This is a genomic window from Flavobacterium sp. B114r, from assembly GCF_056824125.1.
Genome location: NZ_CP124858.1, coordinates 5,800,158 through 5,824,890 on the forward strand (window position 1 = coordinate 5,800,158; position 24,733 = coordinate 5,824,890).

At 33.6% G+C, this 24,733-nt stretch carries 26 protein-coding genes; 13 read left to right on the forward strand and 13 right to left on the reverse strand.

Translation table 11 applies throughout. The features are described 5' to 3' along the window. Window positions 1–5 precede the first annotated feature (5 nt). Window positions 6–920 carry an AEC family transporter gene (locus QLQ94_RS24130; protein WP_271334437.1) on the reverse strand — a complete coding sequence of 305 codons (915 nt, stop codon included), beginning with the start codon at window positions 918–920 and terminating at the stop codon, window positions 6–8. A gap of 116 nt (window positions 921–1,036) precedes the next feature. Between QLQ94_RS24130 and QLQ94_RS24135 the strand changes: the two genes are divergently transcribed. The 3 genes from QLQ94_RS24135 (at window position 1,037) to meaB (ending at window position 3,404) form a co-directional block, all read left to right on the forward strand. Next, entirely contained in the window at window positions 1,037–1,444 is a 408-nt protein-coding gene (locus QLQ94_RS24135; protein WP_271334438.1) for an RrF2 family transcriptional regulator, read from the forward strand. A gap of 59 nt (window positions 1,445–1,503) precedes the next feature. Next, window positions 1,504–2,145, forward strand: a complete 642-nt coding sequence (locus QLQ94_RS24140) for an NAD(P)-dependent oxidoreductase (RefSeq protein ID WP_271334439.1) — start codon at window positions 1,504–1,506, stop codon at window positions 2,143–2,145. 161 nt (window positions 2,146–2,306) lie between these two features. Then, on the forward strand, window positions 2,307–3,404 hold the full coding sequence (gene meaB / locus QLQ94_RS24145) for a methylmalonyl Co-A mutase-associated GTPase MeaB (RefSeq protein WP_427401671.1): 1,098 nt from the start codon (window positions 2,307–2,309) through the stop codon (window positions 3,402–3,404). A 25-nt stretch (window positions 3,405–3,429) separates the two neighbouring features. Here meaB and QLQ94_RS24150 read toward each other — a convergent pair whose 3' ends face one another. The 3 genes from QLQ94_RS24150 to QLQ94_RS24160 all read right to left on the reverse strand — a co-directional run bounded on the left by QLQ94_RS24150 (window position 3,430) and on the right by QLQ94_RS24160 (window position 7,141). Further along, on the reverse strand, window positions 3,430–5,370 hold the full coding sequence (locus QLQ94_RS24150; protein ID WP_271334441.1) for an LTA synthase family protein: 1,941 nt from the start codon (window positions 5,368–5,370) through the stop codon (window positions 3,430–3,432). A gap of 36 nt (window positions 5,371–5,406) precedes the next feature. Continuing rightward, window positions 5,407–5,634, reverse strand: coding sequence for a hypothetical protein (locus QLQ94_RS24155; protein ID WP_271334442.1), 228 nt, complete (start codon window positions 5,632–5,634; stop codon window positions 5,407–5,409). Between the two features lie 121 nt (window positions 5,635–5,755). Further along, entirely contained in the window at window positions 5,756–7,141 is a 1,386-nt protein-coding gene (locus QLQ94_RS24160; RefSeq protein WP_427401670.1) for an MATE family efflux transporter, read from the reverse strand. A 188-nt stretch (window positions 7,142–7,329) separates the two neighbouring features. Between QLQ94_RS24160 and QLQ94_RS24165 the strand changes: the two genes are divergently transcribed. Next, window positions 7,330–7,845, forward strand: coding sequence for a hypothetical protein (locus QLQ94_RS24165; protein WP_271334444.1), 516 nt, complete (start codon window positions 7,330–7,332; stop codon window positions 7,843–7,845). A gap of 354 nt (window positions 7,846–8,199) precedes the next feature. Here QLQ94_RS24165 and QLQ94_RS24170 read toward each other — a convergent pair whose 3' ends face one another. From QLQ94_RS24170 to QLQ94_RS24180, 3 genes are all read right to left on the reverse strand, one after another. Then, window positions 8,200–9,993: a cytochrome-c peroxidase gene (locus tag QLQ94_RS24170; RefSeq protein ID WP_271334445.1), complete on the reverse strand. Its 1,794-nt coding sequence runs from the start codon at window positions 9,991–9,993 to the stop codon at window positions 8,200–8,202. Between the two features lie 91 nt (window positions 9,994–10,084). Next, a complete protein-coding gene (locus QLQ94_RS24175; protein WP_271334446.1) occupies window positions 10,085–11,536 on the reverse strand; it encodes a PhoX family protein in 1,452 nt (483 codons plus the stop codon). A 194-nt stretch (window positions 11,537–11,730) separates the two neighbouring features. Then, window positions 11,731–12,612, reverse strand: coding sequence for a PPK2 family polyphosphate kinase (locus tag QLQ94_RS24180; protein WP_271334447.1), 882 nt, complete (start codon window positions 12,610–12,612; stop codon window positions 11,731–11,733). Between the two features lie 213 nt (window positions 12,613–12,825). Between QLQ94_RS24180 and QLQ94_RS24185 the strand changes: the two genes are divergently transcribed. The 8 genes from QLQ94_RS24185 (at window position 12,826) to QLQ94_RS24220 (ending at window position 18,867) form a co-directional block, all read left to right on the forward strand. Further along, a complete protein-coding gene (locus QLQ94_RS24185) occupies window positions 12,826–13,662 on the forward strand; it encodes a DUF6929 family protein (RefSeq protein WP_271334448.1) in 837 nt (278 codons plus the stop codon). A gap of 468 nt (window positions 13,663–14,130) precedes the next feature. Continuing rightward, window positions 14,131–14,631 (forward strand): RNA polymerase sigma factor, encoded by a 501-nt coding sequence (locus tag QLQ94_RS24190; RefSeq protein ID WP_271334450.1) that lies wholly within the window; start codon window positions 14,131–14,133, stop codon window positions 14,629–14,631. A 2-nt stretch (window positions 14,632–14,633) separates the two neighbouring features. Further along, window positions 14,634–15,593, forward strand: coding sequence for a hypothetical protein (locus tag QLQ94_RS24195; RefSeq protein ID WP_271334451.1), 960 nt, complete (start codon window positions 14,634–14,636; stop codon window positions 15,591–15,593). Window positions 15,594–15,683: 90 nt separating this feature from the next. Beyond that, the gene (locus QLQ94_RS24200) at window positions 15,684–16,100 is read left to right on the forward strand and encodes a TonB-dependent receptor plug domain-containing protein (RefSeq protein ID WP_482498752.1); all 417 of its coding nucleotides are present in this window, start codon (window positions 15,684–15,686) and stop codon (window positions 16,098–16,100) included. Window positions 16,101–16,225: 125 nt separating this feature from the next. Further along, the gene (locus QLQ94_RS24205) at window positions 16,226–16,813 is read left to right on the forward strand and encodes an LURP-one-related/scramblase family protein (protein WP_271334453.1); all 588 of its coding nucleotides are present in this window, start codon (window positions 16,226–16,228) and stop codon (window positions 16,811–16,813) included. A gap of 112 nt (window positions 16,814–16,925) precedes the next feature. Continuing rightward, on the forward strand, window positions 16,926–17,642 hold the full coding sequence (locus QLQ94_RS24210; protein WP_271334454.1) for a 3-ketoacyl-ACP reductase: 717 nt from the start codon (window positions 16,926–16,928) through the stop codon (window positions 17,640–17,642). A 94-nt stretch (window positions 17,643–17,736) separates the two neighbouring features. Next, window positions 17,737–18,246, forward strand: a complete 510-nt coding sequence (locus QLQ94_RS24215) for a hypothetical protein (RefSeq protein WP_482500004.1) — start codon at window positions 17,737–17,739, stop codon at window positions 18,244–18,246. Between the two features lie 3 nt (window positions 18,247–18,249). After that, a complete protein-coding gene (locus QLQ94_RS24220) occupies window positions 18,250–18,867 on the forward strand; it encodes a hypothetical protein (protein WP_482498754.1) in 618 nt (205 codons plus the stop codon). 120 nt (window positions 18,868–18,987) lie between these two features. On the opposite strand, the gene mtaB is transcribed toward QLQ94_RS24220, so the two are convergent. Then, window positions 18,988–20,322, reverse strand: a complete 1,335-nt coding sequence (mtaB, locus tag QLQ94_RS24225; RefSeq protein WP_482498755.1) for a tRNA (N(6)-L-threonylcarbamoyladenosine(37)-C(2))-methylthiotransferase MtaB — start codon at window positions 20,320–20,322, stop codon at window positions 18,988–18,990. 501 nt (window positions 20,323–20,823) lie between these two features. Between mtaB and QLQ94_RS24230 the strand changes: the two genes are divergently transcribed. Then, window positions 20,824–21,342, forward strand: coding sequence for a hypothetical protein (locus QLQ94_RS24230; protein WP_072961981.1), 519 nt, complete (start codon window positions 20,824–20,826; stop codon window positions 21,340–21,342). A 102-nt stretch (window positions 21,343–21,444) separates the two neighbouring features. Here the strand turns inward: QLQ94_RS24230 and QLQ94_RS24235 are convergent, their stop codons facing one another. From QLQ94_RS24235 to QLQ94_RS24255, 5 genes are all read right to left on the reverse strand, one after another. Further along, a complete protein-coding gene (locus QLQ94_RS24235; RefSeq protein WP_482498757.1) occupies window positions 21,445–21,972 on the reverse strand; it encodes a GNAT family N-acetyltransferase in 528 nt (175 codons plus the stop codon). An 11-nt stretch (window positions 21,973–21,983) separates the two neighbouring features. Next, window positions 21,984–22,787, reverse strand: a complete 804-nt coding sequence (locus QLQ94_RS24240) for a Cof-type HAD-IIB family hydrolase (protein WP_482498758.1) — start codon at window positions 22,785–22,787, stop codon at window positions 21,984–21,986. A 95-nt stretch (window positions 22,788–22,882) separates the two neighbouring features. Then, window positions 22,883–23,101, reverse strand: coding sequence for a putative signal transducing protein (locus QLQ94_RS24245; protein ID WP_271334460.1), 219 nt, complete (start codon window positions 23,099–23,101; stop codon window positions 22,883–22,885). 28 nt (window positions 23,102–23,129) lie between these two features. Beyond that, the gene (locus QLQ94_RS24250) at window positions 23,130–23,945 is read right to left on the reverse strand and encodes an alpha/beta hydrolase (protein WP_482498760.1); all 816 of its coding nucleotides are present in this window, start codon (window positions 23,943–23,945) and stop codon (window positions 23,130–23,132) included. Window positions 23,946–24,020: 75 nt separating this feature from the next. Continuing rightward, a complete protein-coding gene (locus QLQ94_RS24255) occupies window positions 24,021–24,686 on the reverse strand; it encodes a DEAD/DEAH box helicase (protein ID WP_482498762.1) in 666 nt (221 codons plus the stop codon). Window positions 24,687–24,733 lie beyond the last annotated feature (47 nt).

Consider the following 24,733-nt stretch of genomic DNA (forward strand, 5'->3'; position numbering starts at 1 on the left):
CAAAATTAAACGGCAAAACTAACGATAAAATACCAAATAGCGATCGTTATAAACGAAATAGGAATTCCGAAACCAATCATCATACTGCTTAACTTTGGTTTTAAACCATAAGTCGATGCTAAAATTGCACCTGTGATCATGGGAGCCATAGCCATTTCTATAATTGTTATTTTAATTGCTTCAGAATGTTGCTTTAAAATAAAAACATATAGTACCAAAATAACAAACGGAGTTACAATAAGCCTAAAGAATAGTCCTAATCCCAGAAAGCGCCAATGCTGGCTTTTTCGATCAAAGGTAAGTTGCAATCCTACAGAAAACAATGCTAAAGGAGTTACTAAACTTCCCATTTTCAATAAACCATACTGAAGATTTGAATCCAGATCATATTGAAAAACATTCATCAGGCAGGATACCACAAAAGTAATGAACGGCGGAAAGAAAATTATTTTTTTGAAAATACTAAAAGTATCGGGACTTCCCTTTGAATAAAAAGCAGCTACAAAAACACCCAATGTAGAAACCACAACAAACGTTCCGGGCTGATCAACGAGAATCGCTGTCTCTAAACCTTTTTTTCCAAACAAAGCCTCAATGATCGGATATCCAAGAAAAGACGAATTGCTTAATCCTGCTGTCAGAATCAAACAACCAATTAGTTTATTAGACCAGCCAAGTCTTTTGCCAAGAAAATGAAAAAACACAAAAGCCAGTATAAAACTAATCCATCCTGAAGCTATCGGAAAAAGCAAATCGTTACTCCATTTTATCTTCGGAATATGGTATAAGGTTATCGCAGGCAAACAGATGTAAATTACAATCTTATTCAACACCTTATAAATACGGGTTGGAAATTGCTTAATATGCTGCAAAACCAAACCTAAAGCAAGAAAGAAAAATATAAGAATAAAATTGTTCATAGTCCTAAAAGCATCAAAAATAAGGATTTATCAATTGCCTGTAAAAATTAATTTTAAGTTAAAACTTTTTTTTATTACATAAAACCTACTACATTTGTAACATATTTTATTACAGTATGATTTCAGGAAAATTTGCCATAACGATTCACATTCTTACTTTACTCACTAAATACCCAAATGATTATCTATCATCTGAGCATATTGCGGGAAGTATAAATCTAAACCCTGTTTTGGTGAGAAAAGAAATTGCAAACCTGAAGGCGCATCACATTGTCGAAAGTAAAGAAGGTAAAAATGGTGGTACAAAACTATGTGTTGATCCTTCGAAAATTACATTAAAAGAGATATTTGAAATGACTTTTGAAAACATTAATTTGGGTTACGCTAAAAATCAACCGAATCCGGCTTGCCCTGTTGGAAAAAAAATAAATGAAAACTTAAGTTCCTTGTATGCTGATATGAATCAAAAAGTTAGTTTACAATTAGAAGGAATTTCTTTGGAAGATTTTTCTAATCAATTCTAAGCGGCTTTTTTTAAACAAAACTGTAACTTTTTTTATTACAAAATTAAATTATATATACTATGAAAATCGCAATCATTGGAGCAACAGGATTTGTTGGCTCAGCAATTCTAAACGAATTAGCAAACAGAAATCACTACATTACTGCTATTGCAAGGACTCCAAAAGAAACACCAAAAGTAAAATGGGTAGCTACGGATATTTTTAATGTAGAGGCGCTGGCGGAAACTCTTAAAGGAAATGATGTTATTATTAACGCTTACAATCCAGGTTGGACAAATCCAAATTACGCAAATGATTTCATCAACGGATCTAAAGCAATTCAGGAAGCTGCAAAAAAATCTGGTGTAAAACGTTTTATCACTATTGGTGGTGGGGGAAGTTTGTTTGTAGCGCCAGGCTTACAAGCAGTTGACACTCCTGATTTCCCAAAAGAATATCATGATGCGGCATCTGCTGCGAGAGATTATCTAAACATTATTAAGGAAGAAAAAGAATTGGATTGGGCATTTTTCAGTCCGGCTTTCGAAATGCACGCTGGAATTACAACGGGAAGAACCGGAAAATACCGTTTAGGATTAGACAATCCTGTTTTTAATGAGGAACAAAGAAGTATCATTTCTGTAGAGGATTTGGCAGTTGTTATTGCTGATGAAGCCGAAAACCCAAAACACCACCAGGTTCGTTTTACTGCGGGATATTAATTTTTTATAGCTACAAATTACACGAATATTTATGAATTATTTTTTTAAAATCCAATTCAATACGGATAACAAATTCGTGAATATTCGTGAAATTCGTGGCCCACTAACTTTTTGAAACTGTTTTTGTTTTCTGTACTTTTACGTTACATAAAAATATCGTTTTGTCAAGTCAAAAAAAACAATCAGGCAGCTTACAAGAAAAAGCCGGAATTTCAGCTCCTGAAATCACGAATGTTGCCGCTATCGATCAAATTAAAAAAAGCAGAAGACAGCAACCTTCTTCTACTGAATTGATTGATGGTATTTTAAAAGGAAATATCACATCCCTGAGTCGGGCTATAACTTTGGTCGAAAGTACCAATCCTGAACATGCTGCAAAAGCGAATGAAGTGATCAATGGTTGTTTACCTCACGCAAATAAATCTATCCGAATAGGTATTACGGGAGTTCCCGGAGTTGGAAAAAGTACTTTTATTGAAGCTTTTGGAAGTTTTCTGACGCAATTAGGTAAAAAAGTAGCTGTTCTGGCAGTTGATCCAAGCAGCTCACTTTCGCATGGTAGTATTCTGGGCGATAAAACCCGTATGGAAGAGTTGGTAAAGGATGAAAATGCTTTTATAAGACCTAGTGCTTCGGGAGATACTTTGGGTGGTGTTGCCCGAAAAACACGTGAATCTATTATTTTATGCGAAGCTGCTGGTTTTGACACCATTATTATAGAAACTGTTGGCGTTGGACAAAGCGAAACTGCGGTTCATAGTATGGTTGACTTTTTCTTATTATTAAAAATTTCCGGCGCCGGCGATGAACTTCAAGGCATCAAACGCGGTATTATGGAAATGGCGGATGCCATTGTCATCAATAAAGCAGACGGAGATAATATCAAAAAAGCCAATCAGGCTAAATTAGAGTTCAACAGGGCTTTGCATTTATTTCCTCCTAAAAAATCAAACTGGCAGCCAAAAGTCACCACTTGCAGCGCCATCACTAAAGACGGAATCGCAGAAATTTGGGATACAATTTCCAGTTATTTCGAACAAACAAATGAATCTGGTTTCTTCCCGGAAAAGCGAAAAGAACAGAATCATTTCTGGATGATGGAAACGATTAACGAACAGCTTAAACTGAACTTTTATAATCAACCCGAAATTATTTCGCAACTGGAACAAAACAAAAAAGCAGTGCAAAATGATGAAATGTCACCTTTTGCAGCTGCTCAAATATTATTAAAATTGTATTTTAATAAAGGTTCTAAGTAAGAAACTCAGAGCCTTGGTTACTTAGCTACTTAGAAGCTTTTCTAAGCTTATACTTATTCTCTTTATACAAATTCCCTGCTGTAATTACATGTGCCAAAGCATCTTTTGCTAATTCTTCATTTAATTTAACCGGAATTAAAGTTGTATCATTTTTGATTTCGAATTGCAAAGGTTTCAAATTAGGCTGCATAATCACAACTTGATTTTCGACTCTGAACGCATTGATATCATTAAATTGCATAATTGCTCTTCCTTGTATTTTTGGATCTAATTTGTTTAGATTTCTACCTACCATTGGTGTTTCAAACGGAAGCCCTAAATAGCTCAATAATGTTGGTGGAATATCAATCTGACTTGCCAATTTATCATAAGAAGCTCCTTTTTGAACTCCAGGTCCTATAATCAAAGCAGGAATATGAAATTTATTTATTGGCACTAAATTTTTTCCGTAAGTTCTGGTGTTGTGATCCGCAATTACGATGAAAACTGTATTTTTGAAATAAGGTTCTTTCTTTGCCATTTCGAAGAATTTTCCAATAGAAAAATCAGCATATTTCATGGCATTGTTTACCGTTGCCGGTTTCGCATCATAAGGTTTTATTCTTCCTGCCGGATATTCAAATGGTTCGTGATTTGAAGTTGAGAACATCAAAGAGAAAAATGATTTATCTCCTTTTGCTTTAAAATAATTGTTCGCTTTGGTTACCAAATCTTCATCAGAGTATCCCCAGGTTCCTTTGAAAGCATATTTATTTCCATCTGATTCAAAATCTTCCTGATCTACAATATCTTCAAAACCATTTCCGTTAAAAAACGAAGCCATATTATCAAAATTCGCCATTCCGCCATAAATAAAACTGGTGTCATATCCTTTTTGTTTTAAGGCTGCAGCCAAAGTAAAAAATCCTTGTTGCGAATTTCCTAATTTCACTACACTCTCTGACGGTGAAGGCAAAAATCCAGTTACAACAGCTTCAATTCCGCGAACGCTTCTTGTTCCTGTACAATATAAATTGGTAAACAATAAACCCTCTTTTGATAATTTGTCAAATTCTGGTGTTAATGGTTTTCCTCCTAAAATTCCAACATACTCTGCTCCTAAACTTTCTTGTAGAAAAATTACTAAATTATAAGGTTTCTTCAGGATTGTATCCGGTTGCTGCACATGTAGAAACGGAATTTCAGCATCAGTAAAATCATTTGGTCCGGCAATCATGTATTTTTTTACACGAGCGATTGCTTCAGCTTCATCCATTTTACCATACATCTTAGTGTTTCCTTCGTTTTTAATCGAATATGCTGCAAAAGCTACGGTGTAAAAAGAGTTTAATCCAAGAGTATTTGTCAATTGATCTGTCGAAAAAACAGCATTACTGGCATTAATCGGACGTTTTGAAGTAAGGCTTGAACGTGCTCCAAAAAACAATAAAAAAGCTACTAATGGAAATAATATCAACTTGAATTTATATTCGGCACTAGTCGTATGAAAATATTTTTTCCCTTTTTTGAAAGCAAAATACAAGACAACTCCTAAAATTAAAAAAGTTACAATGATCGAAGTCAAATAACTTTTTAGAAGCATTCCCACTACTTCTTTAGGATAAATCAGATAGTCTAAGAAAATCTTATTCGGTCGTGTATCATATTGTTTAACGAAATCCGGTGTTGCCAATTCTACAAAAAGAATCAGAAACAGGAATAAAAAGCTATAAATCACCAAGAAATTATTGGTAAACTTCAACCATTTATTAGGCAGGAAAGTAATTAAAACTGCTGGTAGAAATGACAAATAACACAATAAAATCAAATCCATTCGAAGTCCGATTGGAAAAATATACCAGAAATTTGGTGTTTCTACTACTCTCTCTTTAAAAAGAAAAAACAAAAAGATTCGACTTAAAGTAGTAATTAGCAATCCTATTGCTATGAAATTAAAAATAGGTTTTAAAAAACTTAATTTTTTCATTTGATGATTTAATTAATTTCTGTTTACTGTGAATTTCTACTCTTCGTAACGTTTTATTTCTCTGTCATAAAACTCATTTGCCTGAACAATTAAGCCTTCCATTTCAGCATTTAATTCTGCTTCGTCAAGATCTTCCGCTTCTTCCATAAACTCAACCTCATCATCTTTTAAGTTGATTATAAATCTTGGATAATCAAGGTGAATGATGAAAATATCATCTACAAAATCAGTATTATCTCCGAGTAAAAATTTAGGTAATTCCATTTTTATTTATTTTTTGTTTTTATTATTTTTTCCCACAGATTGCACAGATTCTCGCAGATTTTTTAAAGAATCATTTTAATCTGTAAAATCTGTGGCATACTTTTATTTAGAAGTTTCAAATTTAACTATTTGAAAGTGAATTTTGGATTAATTTTTTTGTTAGGTAATGAAATCGAATATAAAGAAATATCGCCGCCGCCGTTAATCCAGCCAAAAGTCCAATCCAAACTCCTTGTGCTTTTAGATCAGTATATTCAGCCAGGTAATACGAAATTGGGAAACCAATAATCCAATATGCCACAAATGTAATGTACATAGGCACTTTTACATCTTGCAATCCGCGTAAAGCTCCTAAAACAACTACCTGAATTCCGTCAGAGATTTGAAAAACTGCTGCTATTAAAAGTAGTTTTGATGCAATACTTATTACTTCGGCATTATCCAGAACTTGTCCGGTATTTTCCATATTCAAAAAGATATGAGGCAGGAAATTATGAAAAGCCACAAACAGAATTGCAAAAATAGTTTCTATAATAATGGCGAGTAAGAAAATAGAACGAGCAACAACGATTAATTTCTTGAAATCCTGTAAACCTCGTTGGTTACTAACCCGTATCATCGAAGTAACACTTAATCCCATTGCAAACATAAATGTCAATGAAGCAAGACTTAACGCAATTTGATTGGCTGCCTGACTGGTTTTACCAATATTACCACACAACCAGATTGATGCTGTAAACAACACCACTTCAAAAAGCATTTGCATTGCTGAAGGAAATCCTATGCTTATTATTTTTTTCAACATTTCTTTTTTAATCTCGTCAAAACTGAAATTTGCAAAAAAACGTTTCAAATCATTTCTTCTCGATAACATAATATGCATAAACATGACAAGAAATATTCTTGAGATTACAGTTCCAAGAGCCGCCCCGATAATTCCCATTTTTGGAAAAATCCAAATTCCGTAAATCAACATATAATTGATCCCAACATGCAGGACATTGGCCATAATCATAGCATACATCGAGTATTTTGTCAACGATAATCCGTCAGCAAATTGTTTGTACCCCTGATACATAATAAGAGGAATCAACGAGAAAGCAACCCAGTCAAGATAAGGTTTTGCAAGCGCAATAACATCAGCAGGCTGTTGCAGCAATTCCATTATTGGCTTTGCCAAAACAATTACCCCAAAAAGAAACAAGCCTAAAACAGTGCACAAGAATAATCCATGGTGAAAGGCAGAACGAATTTTGCTGTCATTTTTTTCAGCATCACCTTCGGCAACAATTGGCGTAATGGCAGTAGAAAAACCAATTCCTAACGACATTGCGATAAAAATCATACTGTTCCCTAATGAAACGGCTGCAAGTTCTGTACTTCCTAATTTCCCTACCATTATATTATCTACAATACCTATTAAGGTGTGCCCCACCATTCCTAATATAATAGGATATGCTAATCTTAAATTATATGAAAACTCTTTGGTATACTGTTTTAAATTCACTTCTATTCTTTTTAGTCGGCAAAGATAATCAGAAGCTTTGGATTCTTTGATATTATTAAAAACATAAGCAAACATTAAGTCTGTTTACATTCACCCTGAGATTATATAACAATTTCAAAAAATTATATAACAAAGCCCTCAGGCCTTGAAAGTATTTTTACAGTATTAAAAATCATAAAAAAATTGTCATGAGAAAATTACAAATTATATGCCTGTTTGCTTTCGCTTTATTATCTGCCAATACTACTTTCGCTCAGGACACTGCTATTAAAAATTATGATCAGGGTTTTAGATTAGGCTTTGGTGTGAATGGCGGAATACCAACTGACAATGATTACAGATGGTCGCTTGGTGGAGATGTTCGTTTACAATATGATTTATCTAAAAGTACATCGTTGACATTGACTACAGGTTTCACCAATTTATTTATGAAAGATAAAGATGGAGTTGAAGCAAAAGATCTTGGATTTATTCCGGCAAAAGCAGGTTTTAAAGCCTTTATCTGGGAAGATCAATTTTATGTTTTAGGAGAAGTGGGTGCTGGTTTTGCCGTGACAAACGATTATAACCAAACTACTTTTTTATGGGCACCAGGAATTGGGTACGCCAACAAATATATTGACATTAGTGTCCGTTACGAGGACTATAATAAATTTAATACCAATCAGGTGGCTTTACGTTTAGCCTATGGTTTTAAATTATAAAATTTAGGTTTATTTTATTTTTTTGTTTTTGGTATAAACCCGAGAGATCGCATAGTCTCTCGGGTTTAGTTGTTTATATACCTTTGTATGATCGGTAGCTGAAAAATTTTACCGCAAAGAGCACAAAGATGTACACAAATCTCGTAAAGTTATTTGCTGATAAAAGAATGCAAAGTTCAAAAAACAAAACATTAAGATTTACCATCTTAAAAATTAGTGCTAATTCGTAAAACTCGGGGCAAACAGTCTTACTTTTATCCTCTTGCTTCTATTCTCCTTACTCTTTAGTCTTGCTTCTTTACTCTTACTTCTTTACTCTTACTTCTTTACTCTTGCTTCTATCCTCTATTCTCTTTACTCTATTCTCTTTACTCTATTCTCTAAATATCTACTATCCGTCAACGTTTTCATAAAAGCAATAAGTTGCTTCTTCTCCTGATCTGATAAATTCAATTTGTCTTCTGGTAAAGTTTGGTTCGGCACGTCAAATCCTAAACCTCGTCCACCTCCCTGATCATAAAAGTCAATCACTTCTTCCAGAGTTGTATAAACACCATTGTGCATGTACGGAGCTGTAAGTTCTATGTTTCTAATCGTTGGCGTTTTAAATGAATATTTATGAATTGCTGCTTGTGTGATGACAAACTTCCCCAAATCTCCATCGAGTTTTTTAGCTTTATTAGGAGTACCCAAAATTTCACTTTCAGACCGGTCAAAATTTGGAGGAACAGTTCCGTTGGTAAGCGGAATAAAATGACAAGTCGCACATTTGGCTTTTCCGGCAAATAAATTAAAACCTGCTTTTTCATTTTCTGTAAAAGTTGCCCCGTTTTGCATATAAGCATCAAATTTTGAATCATAATGACTCAACGAACGAATATAGGATGCCAAAACATTTTTGATCGCAAATTCGTTGATGCCGCCTTTTGGAAAAGCTTTTTTGAAGTCATTTACATAATCTTGCTTTTTTTGAATTGCCAAAGCCGATTTCTCCAGGGAACCGTGCATTTCGTTTTCGTTTTTGATAACAGCTACAGCCTGATCTTCCAGATAACTTACTCTTGAATCTGCAAAAAATACACGCTGAAATGCAATATTGGTTAATGTTGGCGTATTGCGCTGAATCATCGATTTTCCGTCTAATGCAACTGCTCTTTCCAATCCGTCTGTAAAAGCTTTTTCGGCATGATGGCACGAAGCGCAGGAACGCGTGTTGTTGCCGGACAAAATTGGATCATTGAATAACTTTTTTCCTAAAGCAATTTTTTCGGGCGTAGTCTGATAATCCGCAAAACCAGAGAATGCTTCCGGATCAAAAGCATCTTTATCAAACAATATTTGTGCAGTTACTTTCAGACCTCTTTGCTCTTTCATTAACGGAATTCCTAATTCGGATTGAGTTTTATAAAGACCTTTACTTAACGGATTTAAAATTTCTTTGATAAAATATGCGCGATCGAAAGCATTAAAATTGGTATTTTCTTTTAAATACTTTTTCCCTTTTTCAAGAATCCCGAGTACTTGTTTACTATTCGAAATTGATTTATTTTCCAGATAAAGCTGATAATATTTTTCGATTGCTTCCAGAGATACCAACGCTTCGGGAAGTGAATTTAGTACCACAGGCGAATCAAAACCGGTAATTCCTAATGAGATAATTCGGTATACTTCTAGTCGCATTGCATCAAAAACATGGGCATCTGTCAATTCATTAGAATTTGAAACTTTTTCTAACCGAATTAAATTAGCCGATAAAACACCCAATTCCTGTAACAGTTCTTGCTTACTCTCTTTATTGTATTTTGGAAAAACCAGTTCTTCAATAACCTGAAAACCTTCAGGCGGAACAGTCACTTTATCATTTTCTTCGAACTCAGGGATTGCCGGGCCGTTGATAGATTTAGAAACCGCCGGTGAATAATATTCACTGATCATTTCGACCTTTTTATAACTTTGATGTGCTTCGAGAAATTGTCTCTGAATTTGTGTTTCAGTAGAATCTGATTGTACGGAATATTTAAGTTTGGCTACTTTTTCTATCAATAAAGTAATATCAGACTGAAATAATTCATTGACTTCCTGATGTTTGCTTTTTTTATGGCAACCAATAAATAGTACCAATAACAACAAACAGTATATTTTTTTCATGTAATAACGATTAAAAGAGGAATATTGATAAAAACAGAAAACACTATCTCAAATAGAAATAGTGGATGACTGTTTTATAATGACTTAAAATTTATCTTGCTAAACCTTTAAGTACTAAAATTTGACTTGCCTGATCTTCTTTCGGACGATTAGTTCCTCCGTCAGGACTTAAATATTTTGTACCCGTCCAGGTATGTGGCTGAACACTTAACATGAAAGTATCCGGAATACCAACCTGATCAGAGACATCGATTAAAGCACCATATTCCCAATCTCCAAATTTCGAAATTCCGCCTACGTTATATTTTGCAGCATCGGCCTGAGTGCGACGGTGGTCTAGTTCTACTACAACTTTTAGATCTTTTGTAGCAATATTGTACTGATAAATATAAGCATCATGAGTTTCATCGCCATATCCGTTTGCATCTTCCTGAACGTATACATAATTTTTAGTCACACAAATATTATCCGGGTTTTGAAATTTACCTGCAATTCCAGAGCGGTTATCTCCATCAAGAATTACCTCAAGAGTTCCTTTTAACGGGTCAGCAGCATCAAGATTTAATTTGTAAACTCTGCCGTATTTCGTTCTTGAACCATCTGCATTTGTTCCGGTTGTATTTTGTCCTGTTACATTAAAATATAATTCACGATCTGCAGCAGCGCCACCTTTGCGATAATCTAAATCTTCTACACGACCAAATTTAACTGCTTTCAAAACATTTACAGCTGTATTGATCTGAGCACCGGTTAAAGTAGTATGATTATCAATTTTTACGAAAGAAACTGGATATGTTTTACTCACTTCCATGTCTTTTTCTCTTTGATTGTTATCATTTCTTTTTAGCATGTATAAAGAACCATTGGTCAAATCACCAACAGCATTCGACACATACATAAAAACCTGACCTCCGTAAGTTCCGGAATCATCATCACCAATTACCACTACAGTTTTTCCCTTATAAGCTGTAGCAGGTAATGGCAAAGCATTCTCAGCACTTAAACGGCCAAATCCTGCCAATTCTTTAGACACAGATGCTGAACCCGCACTTCCGTAAGGATCTAAAGCATGTGTACGGGATTCTTCTCCGGATTCTCCACAAGTCAAATAAACAGGACCAAAACCATGCTCTTCTTTTGTTGCCATCGTTGCACCACACAATCTCCAGGTTCCTCCGCTCGAGTTCAACAAATACTCCCCTTTGGTAGGTTTGAATGTTTTGTCAAGTGTAATTCTGGAAACTGCAAAGTTGTCTTCGTTGTTTACTAAAAAAGTAAATGTTCCATCAGTGTTTTTCAATAAACCTGAACCATCTGCAGAACCTCCAAAAACAAATTTTGGACTATCCGGAAAAACATCATCTGAACTAAAAAGAGAATAAATCTTCAGGTTCTCAAAACCTGGTTTTGCCTTCAATAAACTTGGCGTTACAGATTGGTCCTTCAATACAACACTAGTTGCTTCCGTTTCGTCTTTAGAATCGTTATTACAAGATGTAATCAACGAACCCAAAATAATTAGGGGTAAAATAATTCTTTTCATTAGCTAAAAATTGGTTTTATTTTTTTTACAAAGTAAAGCCCTGCTCTTTAACTTAAAATGACTTTCATATTATCAAAAAAACAAGACTACAATTAAAAAGCCAACTAAAGCCTTAAAAAAATTAACATTAATTTAGTACTACAAAACATTCATAAAACTGCAATAACATACAAACAAAAAAAAGAGCCTTATTTCTAAGACTCGTTTTCTAGTTGTTGTTTATAAACTCCAATATTTTCTTTTATATTCTCAGGCAGTTCCGGTTCCTTAATATCTGTATGTTTCTGCATAGTATCCCAAATGATTTGGGCTACAATATAGCGCGCCATCTCTTTATCATCTGCAGGAACAACATACCAAGGAGCATCTTTGGTCGAAGTTTTATTTATCGCCTCTTCATAATATTCCTGATATTCATCCCAATGTCCGCGTTCTTTTAAATCTGCCAAAGAAAATTTCCAGTTATGTTTTTCTTTTTCTAATCGTCGTAATAATCTTTGGCGCTGTTCTTCTTTACTCAGGTGCAAATAAAACTTAAGAACAATAATTCCGTTTTGCGTGATATGCTTTTCAAAATTATTAATTTGTTCGATCCTGTTCTTCCAGAAATCCTTCGGAATGTCCTCAACACTTTCAATTCCCGGTAAATTTTCTGCCAGAATAAATTCAGGATGCACGCGTGTCACCAGGATATTCTCGTAATGCGTACGGTTAAAAATCGCATATTTCCCTTTTTCCGGCAAAGCCATATAATGTCGCCACAAATAATCATGTTCTAACTCAGTCGAAGTTGGCGTTTTGAAACTATGCACCACAACACCACGTGGATTAAACTCTTTGAAAACCTCACGAATCAAACTATCCTTTCCCGAAGTATCCATGCCTTGCAAACATATCAAAACGCCATACCTGTTATGCGCATACATTTTATCTTGCTGTTTGCTTAATTTAGATTGTACTTTATCCAGTTTTTCAATCTTTTCATCATCATCTCCTTTTACTTTCAACAAAGTTGGAATCTTAGATAATTTTATTTTATCTGTAACTTTAAAATCATTCGGGTCTATAGATTTCATAATTTATGAGTTTTTATAATAGTAAATATACTAATTTTACGAAGCATATTCCTGCTATTCATTGTAATACTTTTTCTATAAATTATTTTTTACCAAGCCATAACAAGAGCTTCCTCCGGTCGCTTTGTTCTGTCAGGAAAAAATACAATTTCTTCTCAAAGTATTTTCATTGCTATCAGGGCTGGGCTTTAAGTATTCAAAACAAAACATTTCATGGAAAAATTTACATTAGAAATATTATTTCAAATCATCGGAATCGGTTCGGCATCAGGATTATTTTTAAATAACGATTCACTATATATTATTGGTGATAACAGCGGATTTTTATACGAATACAATATGCAAAATCAGCAATTAAACCAACATGCTTTAATTGACAATCCAACGCAAAATACCCCAAAAAATTTAAAACCTGATTTTGAATCCTTAACGCATCATAACGATACACTTTATGTTTTTGGTTCCGGCTCTACCGAAAACCGAAACAAAATGATTGAGTTTGATTTAAAAAGCAAAACTGTTTTACAGAAAAACAATCTCGTTGATTTATATGGCTTAATGCAAAGTTTTGGCGAAATAAAACCTGAAGATTTCAACTTAGAAGGCGCAATCTTCGATGGCGAAAACTGGTATTTATTCAATCGCGGAAATGGAATCACAAACAAAAACACCATTTTTACCATTCACGCCAAAAACCTGGGAGAAGAATTTGCATTGGTAGCAACCAATTATAAACTTCCAAAAATAAAAGGCGTTCGTTCCAGTTTTACCGATGCCATTTTGCTCGAAGACAAAATTTATTTCCTTTCGACTGCCGAAGACACAAAATCAACCTACGACGACGGAGAAATCTTGGGAAGTTTCATTGGCCGAATCGATCTTAAAACAATGAAAATTGATTTCACGCAAAAAATCACCTCAACCAATAAATTCGAAGGATTGACTTTATATAAAAAATCAAATGATAAAATTGAGTTTTTGCTTTGTGAGGACAATGATACAGAGTTGTTAGAAACGAAGATTTTTAAATTGAGTTTGCCTGTTAAGTAAACACAATTTATAAATGCAACGTTAATCGTAGAGGCGCACAGCAGTGCGTCTCCCGCAACGAATGTCCACCTGTATATTATTGAGAATGATATATACATTGTCGATTTACTTGCGAATGATGGATTAAAATCTATCCCTACAATATGATCCGTTACTCCGAAACTTTTTATAAAATTCCGTGGGAATGATTTATTTTGTAGCCAGGGATTTTAATCCCTGGAAATGCAAAGTAGATCGACAAAGATTGGCGAATATCCTTGCGGGAGACGCACTGCTGTGCGTCTCTACAAATGCGCCTTTACAAATATATTCAAAGATAAAACCTTTGCAACTTTGAACCTCTGTACCTTTAAACCTTAAAAAAAAACTTTTTTTTAAACTCGTCCCAACCTTTTTATCTTTTTAACCCTCTTTAGTATAAAGACAACAATTGTGATAAACGAAACGCTAATTTCTAACTGCAAAAAAATGAACCGAGATGCTCAGCGTCAGGTTTATGAGCACATGGCTCCAAAATTGTATCGCCTTTGCAAACGATACCTCAAAAAGGAAGAAGAAATAGAAGAAGCTATGGCTGATGCTTTCTATACCATATTTACAAAACTGGAACAACTTAAAGAAGTTCTGGCGTTTGAGGCATGGGCGCGAAAAATAACCGTCAACCATTGTTTGGCTACCATCAAGAAAAACACCAATTTCAACATGTATCTTGATGATGTCAAATTGCTTTCGCAACCTTTTACAGATGAGATCAATACGTTAGAAGAAGAAGATTTACTCAATTTACTCAATCATATTCCGGATGGCTGTAAAACTGTCTTTAACCTTTTTGTTATTGAAGGTTTCGCACACAAAGAAATAGCAGCAATGCTTAATATCTCTGAAGGCACATCAAAATCACAATTGAATGCCGCAAAAACCAAGCTAAAGGAATTAGTAAATAAATTGTATTACCAAAAAGTAAAATAGTCATGGACAATCAAGATAAAACATTCGATAAATTTAAAGAAGCCGCAGCAAATTCGGAGCATAAGGAGTTTCCGGGAATGGAGAAAGTCTGGGCTCGTGTTGAAGATAAACTCAATAAAAAAGAAGATAAAAAAGCCATTTCATTATGGAAGAAAATTGCTATTGCCGCTTCGTTTTTATTACTTATTTCCATTGGATTCCAGTTTATAAAATCAGATAAAACAACGATAATTCAAAATCCAAAAGTTGTAGTCAATGACAAAGAAGCTATTAAAGAAACCATAACGGAAAAAGACAATGCAATCGTTTCTTCAGATTCACCAATAGTTCCAAAAGCCGAAGCCATTAAAATTCTGGACAAACAAATCAAACAGCAACAAGGAGTAGCCGTACACGAAGCGCAAGTTTCTGTTGCTAATTCCCCTGTAATAACTGCAGCACCGGCACCATCTAAAATTGGAGCCGAAGTTGTGAGCGCGACTTCCATACAAGATGATTATTCTGTCGATGAAGATAACAGTGCAGCAAAGGACAAAGCAAGTTTTGGTTATTCTAAAACCATAGAAAGAGAATCAGCTAAAATGGCTTATCCTGAGAAACAATCGCAAATGACTAAAAAGAGTGCTCCCTTAATTGTACTGAACGGAAATGCAATATCTCATAGCGACGATACTAAAAGAGATAAAATGATGCAAAATGAGCTTCCTAATTTACAACCTGAAAATGTAGATTCCCTGGTAATTCTAGATGCTCCACTTTATATTATTGATGGCGTTTATTATTCTGAGGATGATTTATTCGGCAAGAATCCAACAAGTCCTTATGCACCCTTAAACAAACAGGAAATAAAAACCATAACAGTTCTTCAGGATCTCGAAGCGACATCAAAATATGGAGAAAAAGGTAAAAAAGGAGTTGTAATTATTACCACAAAAACAGGTAAACCAACTCCTGAAAAATAAAGAAAAACCAAAATTTTAATCTCAAAATCTTTGTCAAAATTTTAAAACTTTGATAAAGATAACGCCAATCATTTACCTAAAATTATCATCATGAAAAACGTAAAATTTATTTCGTTAGCACTTTCTATGCTTATATGTTTCGTAGTAAAAGCGCAGGACAAACCAATTTCTAAAGAGTATATCGAAAAAAAGTCTACAGAAATAGAAACCAAACCTTTTACAAAAACAAAAGACACAATATCTAAAATAGATATCTCTCCTAATTTAGCTCAGCCTGCAGTACCAATACCAAGTAAAAAAATAATTATCTGTACTGTTTCCAGACCATTATCAAACGAACCTTTGACCATTTTGGATGGCGTTTTGATCGATTCGAAACAATTTTCTAAAGTCAACCCAAACGATGTAGAGAGTATTAAGGTTTTAAAAGGAACTGATGCCACTGCTATTTATGGAAGTCGGGCTGTAAACGGAGTTATTATTATTACAACAAAAAAAGAAGATTAATAAGACAAAAGTTTTAATTTGTTTACTTCATGCCACCAAATATTTTTCTACATTTGAACTCCTTTTGAAAATCCTTCAAAATTTACTCAGGTAAAAATATTTACAAATCAATTTCAAAAAAAATAATGAACCCTATATTAAATCAGAATCTATTTCTTGTAAAAGAACATATCGGAATGTTTAAAGCGGCTAATAATTATGACATTTATGATCCTGCAACCAATCAGATTATAATGAATTGCAGAGAAAACAACTTGGGTTTCTTTACAAAAGTATTTCGTTTTACTGACTACAAAAGAATGACGCCTTTTGATATCGAAATCACCACTGCTTCGGGAGAAAAATTAATTTCTGTAAAACGCGGTATTGCATGGTTTCGCTCGACTGTTGAAGTTTTTGATGAGAAAGATCGTTTGGTGGGAACATTTAAACAAAAACTATTATCTATTGGAGGAAAGTTCGAAATTCTGGACCAAAACGAAAGAACTGCCGCAACTCTTCAGGGAAAATGGACTGGTTGGGATTTTAAATTCAATCATGAAAATAAACAATTGGCTCAGGTCAGTAAAAAATGGGCAGGAATGGGTAAAGAGTTTTTTACCAGTGCTGATAATTATGTATTAAAAGTCGAAGAAACCGTTGCCACGGATAGTCCGCTGAGACAATTAATCCTTGCAGCTGTTATGTGTATTGACATGGTACTCAAAGAATAAAAAAGTTGTTAAACTTAGATTAAGAAAATAACTGAAAGCATCGTTTTAGGAAGCAAAAACTGTATTTTTGTGTAACTAAAATGATGCTTTTTGCATTTCTAAAAAATAAATCATGACAGACTTAAAAAATAAAAATGCCCTAATTACCGGCGCAGGAAAAGGAATTGGAAAAGCAATTGCGATTGCACTTGCAAAAGAAGGCGTAAACGTAATTTTAGTTTCAAGAACCCAGGCTGATGTTGATCAATTGGCTGATGAAACTGCTGCTTTAGGCGTAAAATCTTTAGCTTTATCTGCTGATGTTTCTGACATTAACTCTATCAATAATGCGGTAGAAAAGGCTTTAGCAGAATTTAAAACTATAGACATTTTAATTAATAGTGCAGGAATTGCTTCTTTCGGAAAGTTTCTGGAATTAGAGCCGGACGCTTGGGAAAACATCATTAAGGTTAACTTAATGGGAACTTATTATACAACTCGCGCCGTTATCCCTAATATGATCGAAAGACAAACTGGCGATATTATCAATATTTCTTCTACAGCCGGATTAAACGGAAATGCATTAACAAGCGCTTACAGTGCTTCAAAATTTGCTGTTTTAGGCCTGACTGATTCTTTAATGCAGGAAATGAGAAAACACAATATTCGTGTTACGGCATTAACACCAAGTACAGTAGCAACTGATATGGCAAAAGATCTAAACCTGACAGATGGTAATCCTGATAAAGTAATGCAGTCTGAAGATGTTGCGGAATTAATCATTGCTCAATTGAAATTAAGCCGTAGAGTTTTTATAAAAAACAGCAGTATCTGGTCTACTAATCCTTAAAAAAATAGTTTTCAATCTTTTTAAATTCCAAATTCCAACCGCTGATCGAATTGGAATTTGGAATTTTAATTTTGGAATTTTAAAAAAATATATGATGGAACAATATTTAAGACAATTAATTGCAATAGAATTTACAGATAAAAAAGAACTTTTTACCGGTTTTCTTATTGACTACTCTGACGATTGGATTTTACTAAGAAACAATCCTGAAGATTTTATATTAGATGGTTTTGTAATTCTGAAAAACAAAAATATCGAAGCCGTTCACAGAGATCAAGATCTTGAATTTACAGAAAAAGTTATTCGCCTTAAAGGCCTAAAAACAAATGCCGAAGATATTATTCCGATTAGGGATTTAAGCAATATCCTAAATTATGTAAATACTAAATATGGTATTTTTCAGATTTCTAAAAAATCAGCAAAATCTGCCTATTTAGGGAAACTGATAGAATTGAATGACGAAGAACTAACCATCGACTTTCTGGACATAAAAGGTCAGTTTGGTGGCGAACTGAGTTTTAATCCGGAGAAGATCAGAGTTATTGAGTTTGATACGGATTATATCAATTCTTTGAAATTGGTAATTCCGCAAGATCAGAAATAGAATATGAATAAACTTATCATCTTACCCGCATTATTTCTCTTGGTTTCCTGCTTTCAGAAAAGCAAAATTGAGGATGTAAATCCTGAAATCACAAACAAAGATTCTGTTTCTGTAAAAACGGAAAGTAAAACTTCGCAAGAAGAAAAAACAAGTAAACTTTTGGTGGGTACAAAAATCGAAGGTGATTTTGATGGTGACGGGAAAAATGAGTTTGCGACTGTTACAAAAACAAAACAAGGAGAAGGAAATCCTATAGAAGACGGAACTCCGGACGAGTATACAATTAGTTTTAGCAATGCTTCATTAAAACCCATACCTATTAATTGTTGCGAAGCGACTCTTATTAACGAAGGCGACTTAAACAATGATGGAAAAGATGATTTTTCAGTTTTTCAGGCTCCTATGAACGGATGCACTTATTCTATGACGACTTACTCTTTACAAAATTCAGAGTGGAAACAAATTATAGAAACTTTTTCAGTTCAAACAGGCTGTGATGGATTTACAAATGAGGACTTGCAAAAAAGAATTTTTATCGAAAACAAAACGGTCTATAAATTAGAAACAGATCCTAATGATGAAAGTTTAAAATTGAGTCGGAAAAAAATTAATTTGAAATAATTTATTCTAAAATACAATTAACATTCAACTTTGACAAAGTTTTCGAAAACAGAAAAGCCCTTTCTAAAAAAAAGGGCTTTTCTGTTTTTTGTCAGAAATGACAACTATCTTAAATACATACTATGCCTCTGCCAATTTATTCAAAAACTCTAAACGAACACTTCCGTCTTCGTCAATTTTTGTCAGATTGATTTCATGTAATGTGTTTACTAATTCAGGATTCCAGGGTGTTTTTACTTTTACGTAATTTTCTGTAAAACCGTGAATGTATCCTTCTTTATTTTCGCTTTCGAACAAAACAGTTCTGCTAGATCCCAATTGACCTTCGTAAAAAGCACGACGTTTTTTAACTGATAATCCGCGTAACATTTTACTTCGTTTTGCTCTCACATTTGCAGGAACAATTCCTGGCATATTGGCAGCTTCTGTATTGTCTCTTTCTGAATAGGTAAATACGTGTAAATAAGAAATATCCATTTCATTAAGAAAATGGTAGGTTTCTAAAAAGTGCTCATCAGTTTCACCTGGAAAACCAACAATTACATCAACACCAATACAAGCATGCGGCATTACTTCACGAATTTTATTTACTCGTTCTGTATAGACTTCACGCAGGTAACGACGTTTCATTAGTTTTAAAATATCATTACTTCCTGATTGTAGCGGAATATGAAAATGAGGGACAAAAGTGCGGCTTTTAGAAACGAACTCTATTGTTTCATTTTTTAGCAAATTAGGTTCAATTGATGAAATTCGCAAACGCTCAATTCCATCCACCTTATCTAAAGCCTGAACTAAATCAAGAAATGTATGCTCGTGTTTTTTGTTACCGAATTCCCCTTTTCCGTAATCACCAATATTTACTCCGGTTAAAACAATCTCTTTTATATTTTGAGCCGAAATTTCTTTGGCATTTTGAAGGACATTTTCTAAAGCATCGCTTCTGGAAATCCCTCTTGCTAACGGAATCGTACAATAAGTACATTTATAATCGCAGCCGTCCTGAACTTTTAGGAAAGCACGGGTACGATCTCCAATAGAATAACTTCCTACATAAAAATCAGCTTCGGAAATTTCACATGAGTGAACTTCGCCCATGTCGTTTTTACTCAAATCATTAATATAATCGGTAATTTTAAACTTTTCGGTAGCACCCAAAACTAAATCAACACCATCAACTGCTGCTAATTCTTCAGGTTTTAGTTGTGCATAACAACCTACTGCTGCAACAAAAGCCTTATCATTGAGTTTCATTGCTTTTTTTACAACCTGCTTAAATTGCTTATCTGCATTCTCTGTAACAGAACAGGTATTGATGACATAAATGTCTGCTATTTCTTCAAAATCAACACGATCAAAACCTTCATCATTAAAGTTTCTGGCAATTGTAGAAGTTTCTGAAAAATTCAGTTTGCAACCAAGCGTATAAAAGGCAACTTTTTTTCTATTTTCCATGGGAATAAACTACGTTTTAAGTAGTAAGATATTATATTTACATCTCTTTTAAAGAGTTTGCAAATTTACGTACAATATTCTTTAAAATAAAATCAATAATACACTATATATCAATATTTTGAACGAAACATGTATTTCAGGACTTCATAAAAAAACACAAATAAACCTTAAGAGCAATTAATAAATTTTATCTGCAAAAAACTGGCACTTTTTTTTCAATAAGAATAAATTGACAAAATCATCGATTAAATGCAAATAACATCGATTAAATACGTTTTTAGCAAGATTAAATTCAAATTTTCTTACATTTAACTTTGTTTAAATCATTTTTAAAGGTAATTTCACTTCCTTAAAAATGTTTCTATAAATTTTTATTATTTAAACAATAAATTGCTCATAACAATTTTGATTTTCCCTCGTTATGTTGTTGTTTTGTTGTTATAAAAAATGGGAAGGCCGAAAACCAGAAAGAGTAGGCAAAATTATAAATTAAAAATCCATATGAAAGCATTTTTACCCACAATCTGCTTGATGTTCTTAACCCTTTTTAGCTCGCAAGCGCAAAATACTGCTCCAGCTGCTAATCCATTTCCTTCTATTAGTACATTGACAACTTGGGCGAGTTTAAACTCTCAATCTCAATTTGATATTGCAATTCGTGCGGTTGGATTTAAATTTGAAGTAAAAGAACCGAGTGAAGGCTCGACTGCTTACACTTATATTCGTAAAGTAACTGTAAATGAAGTAAATTATACTGATAGAATTGTTTACAGAATTACTAATAATAATTCAGCAAGTATTATTTCTTTAGTAACAGCTTCTACTGATTTAGTGAGCTTATACACACCACAATTGTCAACTTTTAAAAATAACAATTGCAAAACTGAAATGTCTAAAGACAAAAATACTACTTGTACTTGTTACGAAAGTGCCAATTTTGCAATCGATCTTTGCGATGAACGTGTTAAACTGACAATGGGTGACGGAAATAAATATTTTGTTTCTGTAGCTAAAAAATAATATCTAATTTAAGTATTAGAAACTACGAGCTGTTTTCTAAATCTTTGTAAATCTTAACGAGATAAGAGTACAAAGATTTAGAACGCATTTCCTAGAATAATTTTATAAGTTTGGATTTTTTAATTCATACCAAACTTCTAACTCTCCTTCATATTCAAAAGAGTTTACATACTGCAAACCCAGCTTTTCTAATATTCTTCTGGAGTTTTCATTCCCTTCATCTGCATACGCATAAAGTGTTTCTACTTTCATTACATTAAAAGCATAATCTATAAAAGCTTTTCCAGCTTCAGTAGCATATCCTTTTCCCCAATGTTTTTCGATAAAACGATATCCTATTTCATAAAAATCTTTATGATTGTTGATTTCATTTGTAATGAATTTTATTCCTGACCAACCTATAAACTCTCCGGTTTCTTTTAGAATGACCGCCCAACGGCCTGCGCCAAAATCTTTGTATTGCTGCTGAATATTTTTGATATGAGAGCGACTTTCGTCAATATCTTTTACCGGTTTTTTACCAACAAAAATATGTACGTTCGGGTTAGAGTCTAATTCAAACATTCCTTTGTCATCTGATGCTGTCAATTCTCGTGAAATCAAACGCTCGGTTTCTATTGGTTCTCTCATCTCAAATAAATTTAATTTAAAATATAACGCTGCACTACCTCCGCAACGCCGTCATTATTATTCGAAGCCACAATTACATCTGCTCTGTCACGCAGTTCCGGCGTAACATTATCAACCCAAACTCCAAGTCCTGCATATTCTATCATTGTAAGATCATTTCCTGCATTTCCTACTGCAATAATTTCACTCTGGTGAATGTTTAACTTTTCAGCCAAAAGTTTCAGGCTCGCCGCCTTATCAATCCCATTTTGAGCGGCCTCTAAGAAAAAAGGTTTAGACATTGCAACGCTCAAATGAGGCATTGCTATTTTTAAATCTTTCTCTACTTCTTTTAGATAAGAAGGTTCTGCTAATAAAATACATTTTACGGCAGGCTTTGTAACTGCTGCTTTAAAATCAGGCACTTTATTATGTCGCAATCCCGTAATTTCTTTTTCGATGTCGATATATTCAGAATCAGTTTCACTAACAATTTCTCCATCAATATAAGTAATGATATGCGTTTTCATCTTTACACTATAATCGTATAAATCATAAATTTGTTCCGGAGTTAATGATTGTTCAAATAATATAAGATCATCTTTTACTGTGCTAATTATAGCACCATTAAACGAAATTATATGCGAATCGTACACATCTAATTTTAACTCTTTTGCATAAGCCGTCATTGCTGATGTTGGTCTGCCGGAAGCCAAAACCACATGAACACCTTTTGCCTGAGCCTCAAGAAGTACTTTTTTATTTAATTCAGAAATTTTATGATCGTCTGTCAACAAGGTATCATCCATGTCAAGCACTAGCATTTTATATTGCATTTCTTTTTAGTTTACATTTTTTAGCCGCAGTATACAATCTAGGTTTTCAGTGCTCACTGAGACTAAAAACTGTAAACTGAGACTGAAAACTTTCTTTAGATACTCATTCTGAATTCTTCGATAACCGGATTTGCCTTAGCAAAATCTGTTTCCTGAATAAATACCTCAACTGCCAAACCAGATTGTCCAAAACCTCCTAAGCGGGCAGATTGAATATTATCTTTTTTTGTTGTTTCAACTCCGGCTTCTTCTAATCTTTCTTGTAAAGCAAGTGCTAAAACTTCGCTTCCTGAATACACTTTCATTAATCCCATAACCTTTTGTTTTTTATTATTTATATTCTTATTGTAATATTATTTTTAGCTGAGTTTGAAAACCACTATTTTCATTCATTCCAATATGTTCCTGACCTTTTAGCGGATAAAAATGGCTATTGCTTTTTAAAAGCCGACTTAACCTGACAGAATTTTCATAAGGAATTAATTGATCATTCATTCCGTGAAAAATATAAATGGGCGCTTTAATTTTTGGAAGATATTCGTACGTTTCCAAACCAAACTTCTTCATGAAATTCGGAAAAAACGGTACTTTATTACTGGATAAATCTGTAAAACTATAATAAGGCGACTGCAAAATTAAAGCTTTTGGTTTATTTTGCGAAGCTAAAATAGCTGCAAATCCGGAACCAATGGAATAACCTGCAATGATAATTTTACTCTCAGGATATCGTTTAGCTAATGTTTTATAAGCAATCGAAACATCTTTATTCAATTGTGCTTCATTATCAATTTCACCCTCACTTTTACCAAAACTTCTGTAATCTAAAATAAAAATATCATATCCTAACTGAGTATAAATTTTCGCGATCTTTCCCCATGTCTCCAAGGTTCCTGCATTTCCATGAAGATAAAAAACCAAACCTTTAGATTGCTCAGCTTCAAACAATAGTCCATTCAATTTCACACCATCAAAAGACGCAATATTTATTTCCTCAAATTTATTCTGATAATCGAATTGATAGTCTTTTGGAAGTTTAGCACTCTGAAAAACCATTCCAACCTGACTAAAATAAACATAAGAAAGAATGATCACATAAATAACAACAAAAAATGCAAGCAGCACAATTGTTAAAAATTTAAGTGTTTTCAATATTTCCATATATTATCTTTTAGTATCTAGCCTCAGTCTCAGTTTACAGCCTAAAACTGAAAACTGAAACTGAAAACTGCGACTTTATTCTTCTTCCTGAATATCCTCTTCTTCCTCATCAAGTTCTTCTTCACCTTCTTCATCCATATCAAATAAATAAGGCTCTAACATCATTTTATCAGCTAAAATTTCGATACGTTCTGTCAAATTTTCAGCAAAAATAATACGTTGTGTTTTTGTGATACTGTTTGAAATACGCATTATTTTAGTTTCGTGACGCAACTTCAACATAGGATCAGCATCATCTATAATAAACATTTTCAAACGGTTTACATTATAACCTGCCGTTGTAAACATATCACTCAATTTATTTGGCGTACCAATTAAAACATCTACTCCGGTCGAAATATAGTTTTTATCATAATCAGTATCACCTTTGTCGTGTACGCCATAAACTTCAAGATTAGAGTATTTTCCGTATTTCTCAAAAAGCGCTTCCATTTCTAACACTTTGGCTTTATCTTCTACAAAAATTAAGGCACGGGGCGATTCTTCTGTATGACCGGCTAATTGCTGAATTACATTTATTACAATCGTAGTCGATTTTCCACTTCCTGCCGGAGAAAGTATAATACAATCAGCACCACTTTTTATGGTAGAAAAAGTTTCCTGCTGCAAAATATTTGCTGCTGTTAAACCATTTTCTATTAAAGCGTCTTGTAACTTTTCGTTTATTTTTTTTAGTTTCATATTTTTTAAGCTTTAAGCTTTAAGCTCTACGCTTTAAGCAAAAATTA